Raw genomic sequence first — 13,472 nt, forward strand, 5'->3', positions numbered from 1 at the left:
ATCCTCGTGCTCGGCGGAACGGGGGAGGCCCGGGCGCTGGCAGCAGCGCTCGTGGAGGACGGTGTCGAAGTGGTGACCTCACTTGCGGGACGTGTCGTGCGTCCGCGGCTGCCGGTCGGACAGGTGCGGGTTGGTGGCTTCGGTGGAATCGAAGGGTTGACGGCGTACCTCAAGGGGGCCGGGGTTAGTGCCGTCGTTGACGCGACACATCCGTTCGCGGAGAGGATCAGCGTCAACGCGGCTGCGGTATGCCCGGCGGTCGGCGTTCCGCTGCTCCGCCTGGAGCGGCTCGGCTGGGCTGGACGGCCCGAGGCCTCCGGCTGGCATTGGGTCAACAACCACGACGAGGCCGCCGACGTGGCGGCGGGGCTGGGCGAACGGCCGTTCCTCACGGTCGGACGGCAGTCGCTCGACCGTTTCGTCGAGCCGCTGCGCCGCCACGCGTGCCTGGTACGCGTGGTGGATGAGCCGGACATCCGCCTGCCAGCCTCCTGGATGCTGCTGCGCAGCCGTGGACCTTACACCCTCGAACACGAGCGGCAGGTGATGGCAGACGCGGACGTTCTGGTGACCAAGGACTCCGGCGGTGACCACACTGTCGCGAAGCTCGAGGTCGCCGCCGAGCGGGTGATGCCGGTGGTCGTCGTCCGCCGAGCTGGCCCACCGGCGGGCGTGCAGATCGTCCGCGACGTCGACGCAGTGCTGGCTTGGGTGCGAGGGTTGCTGGTGCGCTGAAGCAGCCATGCGGCGGATGGGCGCAGCAGATCCTTCATGGAAGGGCCAGCCCATGCGGTCTCGGCCGCGTTCGTGGGCCCGGCCAACGTCGTCAACGACGTCGGCCGCCCGCCAACGCGGCCGCTCAACCCCCGTGACCGACAGGGCGGCTCACAGCGTGGCGGCCAACTCCTGTCGCCGCCGCCGCTCGGCGGCTCGGTCCGCGTCACGTCCGACGAGGCCGGTCAACACGAAGCCGAGGACGGCCCACGTCGCGGCCAGGGTCAGGATCGACGAGCGGCGGAAGTACCAGAGCGTGTCAGCCGGGAAGTCGCCGACCTCGTTGACCGCAGGCAGGAGGGCACCGGCGGCCATAACCACCATGAGGTACGCGGTGACCCCGACCAGCACCGCGCCGTCCGCGCCCAGTCGAGGCAGGACCCGTCGGGCCAGGATCACGGCGCCGATTGCCGCGACGAGGCTCAGCGCCCAGAAGCCGAAGTAGAGGGCGGTCCGCTCGCCGATCGTGTCGCCCGAGCCCACCGCCGGAGGCGTGGCGGGATATTTGAAGAACGGCACCAGCGCCGTGGCGACGAAGCCGACGCCGACCACCAACGCGGTGGAGGCTCGTGCTGAGAGCGCACCCAGGCGCCCGATGGCGAACGCGGCAGCGAGCGCCGTGGCACCCCCGAGGACAGCGCCCATCAGGATGGTGCCGGTTGCCAGGCCCCAGGTCGACTGCGTGTCGCGAGAGACCTGGGCCTCCTCGCCGTGGCTGTGGGACTGCTCGGCGGCCGCGTCGGCGTGCGTGTGCCCGCTTTCAGTCGAGCCCGCCTCCTCCAGAGCGATGGCGGTGTCGATCTGGGGCTCAGCGACGACGTAGGCCACGAGGAAGGCCGCGAAGCCGGCGATCAGGCCGGCCAGCAGGCCACGTACGAGGAAGGCACGAGGGGCCATCAAGGGTCCGTTCGAGAGCCGGTCGCAGGCAGCACGGGCTGCCGACAGGACCGGAGGGAGGGGAAGAAGAATCCGGCCGACCGGACGCCAGACGCGCGAGCGTCAGTGGCAGGGGTAGCCCAAGACGTGCCGTGCGTCGTGGACCAACTCGTGGACGGCAGTGCCCTCGAAGACGGAGAACGCTCCCTGCTCGGCGCCGACGAAGAACAGAACGACGACGGTGAGCAGCGCGAAGAACAACGCCCAGGGGGCGAGTTCGCGCACAGGGATGGTGGGAAGAGCGGCCGGAGGGGCCGTAGTTGCCTGAGACATGACACTCCTTGGGAATTCTGCGTCCCATCGATGAATGTTCACCTGGCTGGAGGGTCTGGCTTTGCCGCAAGCGGCGTCACAGTAGCGCGACTGCGCCGGAATCGCACCGGCTTCCTTCAGCAAGGTGGAACGACCATAGCAGGAAACAGGGAGGAAGAGGGTGTGGCAGTTGTCTTGGCCGCCTGCGCAGGACGCGGCTCGAGCGCGGCCACGTGACCGATGACCACGACGGAAGGGGCACCCATGCCGGCTGCGGCGGTGTCGACGACGACGTGAGCGAGGGTGCTGCGGATGACCTGCTGGCTTGCCAGGCTGGCGTCCGCCACGACCGCGCACGGCATGCCCTCGTCCATGTCAGCCCCGATGAGCGCTTCGACGATGGCAGCAAGGGTGCGCGCCCCCATGAGCACCACGATCGTGGTGCCGGAGCGGGCGAGGGCCGGGTAATCAATCGATGAGTCGGGGTGGCCCGGAGGCACGTGGCCGGAGATGACGGTGAAACCCTGAACGAGTCCGCGATGGGTGACCGGAATGCCGGCGAGCTCTGGGCCGGCGACGCTGGACGTCACGCCGGGCACCACGGTGGTGGCGACGCCGGCGTCGGCGCACGCAACGACCTCCTCGAAGCCGCGGCCGAATACGTAGGAGTCGCCGCCCTTGAGCCGTACGACGTGACGCCCGGCGCGTGCGTGCTTCACGAGGAGACCGTTGATCTCCTCCTGGCTCGTGCTTCGTCCATAGGGAACCTTCGCGACATCGACGACCTCGGCGTCCGGGCGGGCCCACGCCAGGGCCTCCCATGGCGCCAGCCGGTCGGCGATGATCACGTCGGCCTGCTCGATGGCCGCGCGTCCGGCGACGGTGACCAGACCGGGGTCCCCGGGGCCGGCGCCGACCAGCGTGACGTGACCGGCTCGGTCCGTTCGGGCGGGCGCGTCAGCCGTCGGGGGCGCGACGGCCCGCAGCACGACGTCGAAGCGGCTCTCGTCCACGGGTGCCATGACCCAGGTCAGCCGCCGACGGAGGGCGAGGTCCTCCAAGGCGGCGCAGACGGTTGGCGCCGCGACGGTGACAGCCGCTCCCTCACGCAGCAATGCAGCGACCGTGGCAATGGCGCGCGGGCCCCCGTCGAGGACGAGCACGCTGCGACCGGTGACGTTCAGATCCATGTGGCGGCGAGTCCCAACGTGGTGAGCAGACGGCGGGTGGCGGCCGGCTCGCGGACGGCGATGCGCGCCCACGAGTCGTCGAGGCCGGGGAAGGTGTCGGTCCAGCGCACGGCCACGCCCGCCTCCCGCAGGCGCGCCCGCGCCCCGGAGCCCAGACGGGTGAGGACGAACGGGGCGTTGGACTCCACGACCGTGAGGCCGAGTTCGCTCAGCCCGTCCACGAGCGTGCGCCGTTGTCGCACGCATAGCGCGGCTCGGCCCTCTGCATCGGCCTCGGCCTGCGGCCCGGTGGTTGTGACGACGGCATGCAGCGCCAGGGTATTGACCGACCAGGGCGGTTGCTGGGCGCGGAAATCGGCGACCACGGCGGGGTCGCCCACGACGAGACCGGCGCGGATGCCGGGAATCGACCACAGCTTGGTGAGGCTTCGCACCACGACCAGCCCGGGTAGCCAGTGCGAGGTGAGCGTCTGCGGCTCGCCCGGCACGAAGTCCATGAACGTCTCGTCTACGACGACGACGCGCCCGGGGCGGCACAGGGTGCGCAGGGTCGCGGCGGCGTGTAGGCGCCCGGTCGGGTTGTTGGGGTTGTCCACCACGACGAGGTCCGCGTCCTCAGGGACGGCATCGGGGTCGAGGGCAAAATGGTCCTCGGCCCGACACAGGACATGGGTGGCGTTGTGGCCCGCGGCGCTTAGCGCAATGTCGGGCTCGGCGAACCGGGGGTGCACAACGACCGGGTGCCGCCAGGGACGTGCTCGGGCGAGCAGGAAGAACGCCTCGGCGGCACCGGCCGTGATGAGGATCTCTGACTCGTCACGGCCGTAGCGGCGTGCCGCAGCAACGTGAGCCGCCCTGGCTTCGGGGTACGTGTCGGAGTTCGCGATCCCGTCGTGCAGCGCCCGATCGAGCCACTCCGGGCGGGGCAGATAGCTGACGTCGACCGTCAGGTCCAGCAGGCCGGCGGAGAGCTTCGAGTCGCCGTGGTGACGCAACGGGGCTGCGGCCGGTTCGGGGACCGGTGGCGCGGCAGTGTGTGTTTTTGGCCTACCAGGTGCCGCGATGGCGTCCGCCCGGTGCACGGCGTCCGCGAATGACTGGGCCAGGCGTGGGTGCCCTGCCCAGTGCACATGCAGGTAGGATGCGCTGAGCGTCAGGCCCGCGAACCCCACGTCCCTGCCCTCCAGCCTCCACGCGGGACGCTCGCCGTGCACGGGAGTGACCGTGGTGCGATGGAATTCGTGTGCCGTGGCAGCGGTCCCGCGCTCGCCGAGGAGCTGGTCCGAGCCGAGTTCGGCCCGGCGGTACGCGAGGGTGAGCCGGGGCGTCATGACCGCGTCGGCGTCGAGCGCCCCGACCATGGGGTGCCCGTCGATCGAGTGGCACAGGTACAGCAGTCCGGCGCACTCGGCCACCGTCGGGACGCCGTCGAGGACGGCCTGACGCAACTCGTCGCGCAGGGTCTTGTTGGTGCTCAGCGAGGCCGCGTGCACCTCGGGGAAACCTCCACCGAGATACAGACCGCGCGTCCCGGCGGGAAGCCGCTCGTCCCGGGCCGGGTCGAACGGCACGACGGTGCAACCCGCCGCCTGCAGCAGCTCGGTCGTCTCGGCGTACCGAAAGGTGAATGCCCGCCCGGCCGCGACCGCGATGATCGGAGACCCGGTCCCGCCGCGTCGGACGTACGCGGTCGGGTCCCACGGCTCGCAATCGAGGTCGGGCGCGGCCTGCGCCACCTTCAGTATGGCGTCGAGGTCGACGTGGCGGGCGACCTGCTCGGCCAGTCTGTCCAGCGAGGCAGCGGCTTCGTCGCGCTCGGCTGCGGGGACGAGCCCGAGGTGACGTGAAGGAGCGCTGACCCCCTGGTCGCGCTGCAGGATGCCCAGCACGGAGACGCCGGCGGACTCCACCGCGCGTGCCGCCTCGGCGGCGTGGCGCGGGGAGCCGGCCTTGTTGAGCACGACACCCGCGATGGTGACGCCGGGCTGGAAGGTCGCCATCCCGTGCACGACTGCCCCCACGCTGCGCGAGGTGTGCGAGACATCCACGACCAGTACGACCGGCGTGCGGGTGAGCGTCGCGACGTGGGCGGTGGAGGCGAACCCGTCGCCGCCGATGCGGCCGTCGAACAGACCCATGACGCCCTCTAGAACCGCGACGTCCGCGTCCCGGGCGCCGTGCAACAGCAGCGGGACCATGAGGGAGGGGTCGGTCAGGTGCGGGTCCAGGTTGCGGCCCGGACGGCCGGTGGCCAGCGAGTGGTAGCCGGGGTCGATGTAGTCGGGGCCGACCTTGTGCCCGGAGACGGTGTGCCCACGGGCGGCCAGCGCAACCATGAGCCCGGTCGCGACCGTGGTCTTGCCATGGCCGGAGGCCGGCGCCGCGATCAGCACACGCGGCAATGTCACCACTCGATGCCTCGCTGGCCCTTCTGGCCGACGTCCATCGGGTGCTTCACGTGCAGCATCTCGGTTACCAGGTCGGCCGCCGCGAGGAGGCGGGGGTCGGCGCGGCGGCCGGTGACGACGACGTGCTGGCGGCCAGGACGGTTGGCGAGTGTCTCCACGACGTCGTCGACGTCGACCCAGCCCCACTGCATCGGGTAGGTGAACTCGTCCAGGACGTACAGCTGATGCCGCTCGGCCTGGATGCGCCGCTTCACCTCCTCCCAGCCCTCGACGGCGTCAGCGGCATGGTCTGCGTCGGTGCCGTTCTTGCGGCTCCAGGACCACCCCGAGCCCATCTTGTGCCACTCGACGGGCCCGCCCTCGCCGGTTTCCTCGTGCAGGCGGGCGAGCCGTTCGAGCACTGTCTGCTCCCCGATGCGCCACTTGGCCGACTTGACGAACTGGAAGACCCCGATGTCCCAGCCCTGGTTCCAGGCGCGCATCGCCAGGCCGAAGGCAGCGGTCGACTTTCCCTTGCCGTTGCCGGTGTGGACCATCAGCAGCGGTCGGTTACGTCGTGCCCGGGTGGTGATGCCGTCGTCCGGGACGACCAGCGGCTTGCCCTGCGGCATCAGGCCACTCCCTCGTGCGGCGCGGTCGCCGCGTGGACGACGCTGGTGAGCCCGTCGGCGGTCACCTCACCGAGCGGCACGTGCTCGGCCTGCAGATGGGTGGCTAGTCGCGCGGCAAGGCCGAGCCGGAACCGTCCGGTCTCACAGTCGACCACGACGCTCTGCACGCCGGAAGCGGCCAGGTGCGCTGCGGCGCGGTGGGCACGACCGAGTGCGTCCGGCCCGAAGGTCGCACGGCCGTCGGTCACCACGACCAGCAGTGGCCGGCGGGACGGGTCGCGCAGCGCCTCGCGGCGCAGCACCTCCGCGGAGCGCTGCAGGCCCTCGGCCAGCGGTGTCCGTCCGCCGGCCGGTAGGTCGGCCAGCCGCCGGGAGGCGACATCGACGGACCAGGTCGGCGGCAGGGCGATGTCGGCGGTGCGCTGGCGGAACGTCACCAGCGCGACCTTGTCACGACGGCGGTAGGCGTCCAGCAGCAGCGCGAGCACGGCGGTCTTGACCTGCTCCATGCGGCGTCGCGCGGCCATCGAGCCGGACGCGTCGACGCACAGCAGGACGAGGTTCGACTCCCGCCCGACGGTTTCTGCGCGGCGCAGGTCGCCTTGAGCGAAGACGAGACCGCGCCCCTCGCTGAAACCGCCACGGGAACGCTGGTGCGGTGCCGCAGCAGTGATGGTGCCTGGCAGGTGCAGGCGGTTGGGGGCGGACCCTCCGCGCTGTTGCCCGACGACCCGGCCTTGAGGTGTGCGGGCCCGGGACCGACGGCCGGCCTGGCCTTCGCCGGTGCCCCGGACGACGAGCAGGCGGGCGCGTGCCGGCTGGCCGGCGGACGCGATCGATGCGGCACCGGCCGACTGCGGCTCGTTGTCCGGTGCGGGCGGGCCTCCGTCTTGAAAGTCGTGGGCGTCCCGGGACGGGCCGTCCTGCGGGGCGTCGTCCGGCGGCCCGCCGCCGGGACCACCGGGGCCGCCGTCGGGACCGTCCGGTCCAGGGTCGGGGTCGCGGCTCAGTAGGTCGTCGAGCCGGTCCTCGTCCAGGCCGGGCTCGTCGAACGGGTTGCGGCGCCGGCGGTGCGGCAACGCGAGACGGGCGGCGACGCGAACGTCCTCGCGGGTCACGTGTACGCGCCCCTGCCAGGCGGCGTGCGCCACGGCGGTGCGGGCGGTGACGAGGTCGGCCCGCAGGCCGTCGACATCGAAGGCGGCGCACACCTCAGCGATGGTCGTGAGTGTCTCGTCATCGAGCACGACGTCCGGCACGAGCTGCCGCGCCGCTGCCAGGCGCGTACGCAGGGCGTCCTGTTTGTCGGCCCAGCGTGCGGCGAACCCCTCCGGGTCGGCGTCGAACGCTAGCCGGCGACGCACGACCTCCACCCGCAAGGAGGGGTTACGCGGCGCGGCGACCTCGACGGTCAAACCGAACCGGTCGAGCAGCTGCGGACGCAGCTCGCCCTCCTCGGGGTTCATCGTGCCGATCATCACGAACCGGCAGGCGTGCTCGATCGAGAGGCCCTCGCGCTCCACGCTGACCCGGCCGGTCGCCGCCGCGTCGAGCAGCAGGTCGACGAGATGGTCATGCAGCAGGTTGACCTCGTCGACGTAAAGCAAGCCGCGATGGGCTCGGGCGAGCAGGCCCGGCTCGAACGCCACGACACCGTCGCGCAGCGCCGCATCGAGCTTGAGGGAGCCCGTCACTCGGTCGTCGCTCGCACCGACGGGCAGCTCGACGAACCGGACCGGTCGCGCGACGATCGGGGTGGACGCGTCGATGGGCCCGTCTGGGCAAACCGCCAGGGGATCGTCCGGGTCGACCGAGAATCGGTCGCCCTCATACGTCCGCACCAGCGGCAGCACGTCGGCGAGGCCGCGCACGGTGGTGGTCTTGGCGGTGCCCTTCTCCCCACGGACCAGGACGCCGCCGATGAGCGGGTCGATCGCGACCAGGTTGAGGGCGAGAGTCAGGTCGTCGGAGCCGACGATGGCACAAAAGGGGTACTGCGCTGGCATATAGGGCTCCCGCTCGATCTGCCATGACCGTCCACGACGCGGACGCGTCGCGGATCGGATCGAGGCCGGTCTTCGGACTTCCCAGGTTTGCGCCTGAGTCACCGCAGCGGGCCCTGTGCCGGATTCTCACCGGCTTCCCAGATTCTCCCCGTGGCCATCGACCGTGGGGCACCTCGAACCGTCGCATCACCTTAGACGCCGTCCTGACGGCCCTGGCAGCGGTCCGGCGGTCGGTCGGGGCGGGCTAGGGTGCAACCGTGGAGGCGCAGGTGGTCGTTGTGGGGCTCGGGGCCGACGGTTGGACGGGATTGCCCGAGTTGTCCCGGGCGCTGGTGCGTGGGGCGGCGACGCTGCTCGGCGGGGCCCGGCACCTCGATGCGGTGCCGTCAGTCGATGGCCAGAAGCGCGTGACGTGGCCGTCGCCGCTGCGGGAGAGCCTGCCGGGCCTGCTGGACGCCGCGCGCAGGCCCATCGTCGCGCTGGCGTCGGGAGACCCGCTCGTGTCGGGCGTCGGCACGACCTTGCTGGACGTCCTTGGTCCGCAGCGGGTGACGATCGTGCCCGCAGTCTCCTCCGTCGCGCTCGCCCGAGCACGTCTCGGGTGGCCGGCGGAGTCCGTCACGACGGTGAGTCTGGTCGGCCGTGACGTGCGTCTCGTGGTGCCCGCGCTCGCCCCCGGGCGGCGGCTGCTGGTGCTCTCCAGCGACGAGATGACGCCTGCCGCCGTCGCCGCGCTGCTCACTGAACTCGGCTGGGGAGAGTCCAGGCTGGTCGTGCTGGGTGATCTCGGCGCCGCGGGTGAGTCGCGTGCCGAGTCGACCGCGGCCTCGTGGAACGCCGTGGACGTGCCCCGGCTGAACGTCCTGGCCGTCGAGGTCTGCGGCATCGGACCGGGCTGGGCCGCAGGCGGGGTGCTTCCCGACGACGCGTTCGAGCACGCCGGGCAGATCACCAAGCGCGACCTGCGGGCCAGCGCCCTGGCCCGGCTCGCGCCCGCTCCCGGTCAGCTGCTGTGGGACGTCGGTGCCGGCAGTGGCTCGATCGGCGTGGAGTGGATGCGTGCCTGGCCGACGGCGCGGGCGGTCGCGATCGAGTCTCGCGCCGACCGTGCCGCGCTCGTACGCCGCAACGCCGCCACGCTCGGCGTCCCTGGCCTGCGTCTCGTCGAGGGCTCGGCACCCGATGCCCTGGCCGGTCTCCAGCGCCCTGACGCGGTGTTCGTCGGTGGAGGGGTTACCGTCCCCGGCGTGATCGAGGCGTGCTGGGACGCGCTCGGTACCGGTGGCCGGCTCGTCGTCCACGGCGTCACGGCCGAAACCGAGACGGTGCTGTTCGAGCAGTATCGTCGCCATGGCGGCGAGCTCGTTCGCCTGCACGTCGAACGCGCCGAGCCGCTCGGCGGCTTCACCGGCTGGACACCCGCGCGTGCCGTCAGCCAGTGGACCGTCACCAAAGGAGAGCCATGACCGTCCATTTCGTCGGGGCCGGACCCGGTGCCGCCGACCTGCTCACGCTACGCGCGGTGCGCCTGCTCGGGGCCGCGGACGTGTGCCTGTATGCGGGTACCTATCTCGACGCCGACGTGCTCGGTCACTGCCGTGACGACGCCCGGCTCATCGACACCCAGCATCTCGACTTGGACGAGATCACCGCCCACCTGATGCAGGCGCACGCCGACGGGCTGGAAATCGTCCGGCTGTGCTCGGGTGACCCGTCGCTGTACTCCGCACTGCATGAGCAGGCGCGTCGACTCGACGCGGCGCACGTCCCGTGGGACGTCACTCCCGGGGTACCGGCCTATGCGGCTGCTGCGGCGATCATCGGCGCCGAGCTGACCGTCCCCGAGCTCGCCCAGTCGGTCGTGCTCACCCGCGCTCAGGCCCGTTCCACGGTCATGCCGCCGGGGGAGAAGCTCGCTGCGTTCGCCGCGACCGGCGCGACCCTGGCCCTGCACCTGGCCATCACTCGCAGCCGCGAGCTGGCCGCCGGGCTCGCCGAGCACTACGGCGACGGGTGCCCGGTCGTGGTCGTGTCCAAGGCGACGCAGCCGGATGAGCTTGTCCTGCGCGGCACACTGGCCGACATCGGCGACCAGGTCGAGGCCGCAGGCCTGCGCCAGGCCGCGGTCATCCTGGTCGGCCCTGCGCTGGCTCCCGACGTCCGTGGCGGCGAGTCGTTCCTGTACGCGGCCAGCCGTGAACGCCGCGCCCTCGGTTGACTAGGCGACGAAGCGCGGGGTCCAGACGCGTCCGCTCGCGGTGACTCGCGTTGACGAGGCGCCGACGAGCAGCAGGCACTTCATGTCGATGATTTCGGGGTCGAGCTCGCCCAACGTCGTCACGGTGAGGCTCTCCTCGGCGCGGCCGACGTCGCGACCGACGACGACGACGGTCTCGGGCGGCTTGTGCTCCAGCAGAACTGCTCGGGCCTGTGCGACCTGCTCGATGCGTGAGCGCGACCGTGGGTTGTAGAGGGCGAGCACGAGGTCCGCCTCGGCGACGGCGCGCAGCCGCTTCACCACGACGTCCCAGGGCTTGAGTCGGTCCGACAGGCTCAGCACCGCGAAGTCAGCGCCGATGGGGGCACCGGCACGCGCCGCGACCGCTTGGACGGCGGAGATTCCGGGCACGACCCGCACCACGACGTCCGCGTAGCGCGGGTCCTCGGCAGCCTCGAATACCGCCGACGCCATGCCGAAGATGCCCGCGTCGCCACCGGAGACGACCGCGACGCGCTCACCGGCGAACGCCAGTTCGAGCGCCTCGCGGGCTCGGTCTACCTCCACTGTGTTGCCGGATGAGTGACGCATCAGGCCTGGGCGCTGCGGAACGCGCTGGACGTATGGTCCGTAGCCGATGACGTGGTCGACCTCCGCGAGCACCTGCGACGCCTCGGGGGAGAGCCACTGGTCGGGGCCCGGACCGAGGCCCACGACGATGACTTCGGCACCGGCGACGGGCTCGACGACCTCGCTCGCTGGGCGGTCGTAGCGCGCCACACCGGGACGGGTGTCGCCGGGGACCAGGACGATCGAGAAGTACGGCACCGTCGCGGGGTCCACGTCGACGACCGGGAGCACCCGCTCGGCGTCCATCGACGCCCGCTCGACGTACCAGGACCCCTCGACGCGTCCCGCCTGCTCGAGCGCCGAGCGGACCTTGGCGAACGTGCGGCCGAGTTTCATGATCACGGCGCCGTCGGTGTCGGCGAGGCGCCGGGCCAGTTCCGGCTCGGGAAGGGTGCCCGGCAGCACCGTCAGCACGTCGGTCTGCCGGACCAGGGGCAGGGCGGTCGTGGCCGTGGCGGCCGCAAAGGCGGGCACGCCTGCGACGACCTGTGTCTCGAACTCGTCCGCGAGCCGGTCGTGCAGGTACATGAACGAGCCGTAGAGCATCGGATCGCCCTCGGCCAGCACGACGACGTCGCGGCCCGCTCTCAGGTGCGCGCGGAGCCGATCGCCACACTCGGCGTAGAAGTCGGCCATCGCGCCGGCATACCCGCCCGGATGGTCGGTGGTCGCCGTCGTCACCGGGTAGCTGAGGGCTTCCTCGATCACGCCCTCCGGGAGCAGATCGGCGGCGATGCGACGGGCGTTCGACTGCTTGCCGACGCCCTGGTGGTAGGCGACGACATCCGCCGCCCCGATCAGCCGGGCGGCCTTCAGCGTGACGAGCTCGGGATCCCCCGGGCCGAGACCGACGCCGAACAGTCGCCCGCTCACTCCGCCTCCTGCGCCAAGGCGTTGAGCGCCGAGGCGGCCATCGCCGAGCCACCCCGACGCCCCGTCACCACGAGGTAGGGCACGTCGAGCCCGGGTGCATCGGTGGCCAGGTCGATGAGCGCCTGCTTGGACTCGGCCGCACCGACGAAACCCACCGGCGTGCCGATGATCGCGGCCGGACGAGGGGCGCCGTCACGCAGCATCTCCAGCAGGTGGAACAGGGCCGTGGGGGCGTTGCCGAACGCGACGACGGCACCCTCGATGTGCTCGGCCCACAGAGACACCGCCACCGCAGACCGGGTCGTGCCCCAGTCGCGGGCGAGCGCCGGAACCTCGGGCTCGGGCAGGAGGCAGCGGACCTCGTTGTCGCGGGGCAGCCGGGCGCGGGTGACGCCGGCGGCGACCATGCGCGCATCCGTCAGGATCGGCGCTCCCGCGTCGAGGGCCGCCCGGGCCGCCGTCACGAGACCGGGGTGGATCACCAGGTCCCGCGTCAGGTCAATCTGTCCACACGCATGGATCATCCGCACCGCGACCTTCTCGGCGTCGGCGGGAACGCGCGAGAGGTCGGCCTCGCTGCGGATGGTCGCGAACGACTCCGCGTAAATCGCCGCGCCGTCGGTGACGTAGTCATAGCGGCGCGTCGGTGGGGCGAGAGTCATGCATTCTCCAGATCGGGGACGAGCAGGGTGCGTTGTGACGTGACGATGAGGCTACCGGCGCCGAGGGCGGGGACCTCGTCCATGAAACGGGCATCCACCCGGCTGTCGGGAACCGCGAGGTGCAGCGCGACACGGCCGTCGTCCTGCGTGATCCTCCCAAGCGGGGGTGGCGGCGTGCTCACCCGGGTTGCCGCGGCACGCTCGAGTGCTCTGCCCAGCACCGCTGCGCCTGCGCCTGGCAGCTCGTCGACGTGCCAGGGGGAGCTTGGTTCGCTGCCGGCGAGCTCGACGAACCGCACGGCGAGTGCCGTCAGCGCCGCAGCGGCCTCGCCCAGCGGGACCACCGGTCCCCACGCCGACGTCCCGGCGCGCAGCTGCGCGGTGCTCGCGTCGAGCGCCACGAGACCGAGGTCCAGGTCGCGTCCGACCAGGTCGCCGCGGCCGTCGTCGAGCACGAACAGGAACCGGCCGGCCAGCGCGGCGAGCAGGGGCTCAGCGCACAGCCGGGTATCGAGGTCAGCGACGACCGGACGTAGGTCGGCGCGGCCACCGCTGCGTCCGGTGAGCGGTGAGGCCAAGATGTTGCGCACCCGCTCGTGCGACGTCGACGGCACGAGCCCGGTCGCCATGATCGCGTCCACGACCGCGTCCGGCAGGCACCCGTGGTCGTGCTCGATGCCGCGCACCTGGAGGTTGGCACGGCTGGTCAGCTTGACCGTGCCGTCGCCGTACCTGCCCGCCACCTGGACGAGCGCGCCGAGCGCCTCGGTCGTCACGGCACCACCGGGAACGCGCACCCGGACGAGCGCGCCGTCGGCGGCGATCCAGGGGCGCAGCAGGCCGGGGCACAGGTCGCGCCGGGTCCTATCGGTCACGGAGCCATCGTGCCAGAGCCCATCTCGGGCACTGTAG

12 protein-coding genes, 1 pseudogene and 2 riboswitches are annotated in these 13,472 nt (G+C 71.9%); of the genes and pseudogenes, 3 read left to right on the plus strand and 10 right to left on the minus strand.

The window, feature by feature from the left end; all coding sequences use genetic code 11:
• The first annotated feature begins 6 nt into the window (after positions 1-6).
• The gene (locus SNR22_RS26605; protein WP_320069405.1) at positions 7-735 is read left to right on the plus strand and encodes a cobalt-precorrin-6A reductase; all 729 of its coding nucleotides are present in this window, start codon (positions 7-9) and stop codon (positions 733-735) included.
• Between the two features lie 150 nt (positions 736-885).
• Here the strand turns inward: SNR22_RS26605 and SNR22_RS26610 are convergent, their stop codons facing one another.
• From SNR22_RS26610 to SNR22_RS26640, 7 genes and pseudogenes are all read right to left on the minus strand, one after another.
• Entirely contained in the window at positions 886-1,671 is a 786-nt protein-coding gene (locus SNR22_RS26610; RefSeq protein ID WP_320069406.1) for a CbtA family protein, read from the minus strand.
• A gap of 102 nt (positions 1,672-1,773) precedes the next feature.
• Entirely contained in the window at positions 1,774-1,983 is a 210-nt protein-coding gene (locus SNR22_RS26615) for a CbtB domain-containing protein (protein WP_320069407.1), read from the minus strand.
• Between the two features lie 13 nt (positions 1,984-1,996).
• Positions 1,997-2,125: riboswitch (adenosylcobalamin (AdoCbl) riboswitch) on the minus strand.
• On the minus strand, positions 2,100-3,152 hold the full coding sequence (gene cobA, locus SNR22_RS26620) for a uroporphyrinogen-III C-methyltransferase (protein ID WP_320069408.1): 1,053 nt from the start codon (positions 3,150-3,152) through the stop codon (positions 2,100-2,102). Its footprint overlaps the riboswitch before it by 26 nt.
• A complete protein-coding gene (gene cobC, locus SNR22_RS26625) occupies positions 3,143-4,234 on the minus strand; it encodes an Rv2231c family pyridoxal phosphate-dependent protein CobC (protein ID WP_320069435.1) in 1,092 nt (363 codons plus the stop codon). Before cobC ends, cobA begins: the two co-directional genes overlap by 10 nt.
• Positions 4,226-5,563, minus strand: a pseudogene (locus SNR22_RS26630) (cobyrinate a,c-diamide synthase); the annotation flags it as partial. The gene cobC and the pseudogene SNR22_RS26630, both read right to left, overlap by 9 nt.
• Positions 5,557-6,171, minus strand: a complete 615-nt coding sequence (gene cobO, locus SNR22_RS26635; protein ID WP_320069409.1) for a cob(I)yrinic acid a,c-diamide adenosyltransferase — start codon at positions 6,169-6,171, stop codon at positions 5,557-5,559. The gene cobO and the pseudogene SNR22_RS26630, both read right to left, overlap by 7 nt.
• On the minus strand, positions 6,171-8,177 hold the full coding sequence (locus SNR22_RS26640) for a magnesium chelatase subunit D family protein (RefSeq protein WP_320069410.1): 2,007 nt from the start codon (positions 8,175-8,177) through the stop codon (positions 6,171-6,173). Before SNR22_RS26640 ends, cobO begins: the two co-directional genes overlap by 1 nt.
• Positions 8,178-8,222: 45 nt before the next feature.
• Positions 8,223-8,368: riboswitch (cobalamin riboswitch) on the minus strand.
• Between the two features lie 66 nt (positions 8,369-8,434).
• Here SNR22_RS26640 and cbiE point away from each other — a divergent pair.
• Entirely contained in the window at positions 8,435-9,643 is a 1,209-nt protein-coding gene (gene cbiE, locus SNR22_RS26645; protein ID WP_320069411.1) for a precorrin-6y C5,15-methyltransferase (decarboxylating) subunit CbiE, read from the plus strand.
• Positions 9,640-10,395, plus strand: coding sequence for a cobalt-precorrin-4/precorrin-4 C(11)-methyltransferase (locus tag SNR22_RS26650; protein WP_320069412.1), 756 nt, complete (start codon positions 9,640-9,642; stop codon positions 10,393-10,395). Before cbiE ends, SNR22_RS26650 begins: the two co-directional genes overlap by 4 nt.
• Here the strand turns inward: SNR22_RS26650 and SNR22_RS26655 are convergent, their stop codons facing one another.
• The 3 genes from SNR22_RS26655 to SNR22_RS26665 are packed head-to-tail and all read right to left on the minus strand — an operon-like array spanning position 10,396 to position 13,435.
• A complete protein-coding gene (locus SNR22_RS26655) occupies positions 10,396-11,898 on the minus strand; it encodes a precorrin-2 C(20)-methyltransferase (protein WP_320069413.1) in 1,503 nt (500 codons plus the stop codon).
• Positions 11,895-12,560 carry a precorrin-8X methylmutase gene (locus SNR22_RS26660; RefSeq protein WP_320069414.1) on the minus strand — a complete coding sequence of 222 codons (666 nt, stop codon included), beginning with the start codon at positions 12,558-12,560 and terminating at the stop codon, positions 11,895-11,897. The genes SNR22_RS26655 and SNR22_RS26660 overlap by 4 nt, the downstream gene beginning before the upstream one ends.
• The gene (locus tag SNR22_RS26665; protein WP_320069415.1) at positions 12,557-13,435 is read right to left on the minus strand and encodes a sulfite reductase subunit beta; all 879 of its coding nucleotides are present in this window, start codon (positions 13,433-13,435) and stop codon (positions 12,557-12,559) included. The genes SNR22_RS26660 and SNR22_RS26665 overlap by 4 nt, the downstream gene beginning before the upstream one ends.
• Positions 13,436-13,472 lie beyond the last annotated feature (37 nt).

The organism is Micromonospora sp. RTGN7, assembly GCF_033804645.1.
Lineage (GTDB): Bacteria > Actinomycetota > Actinomycetes > Mycobacteriales > Micromonosporaceae > Micromonospora.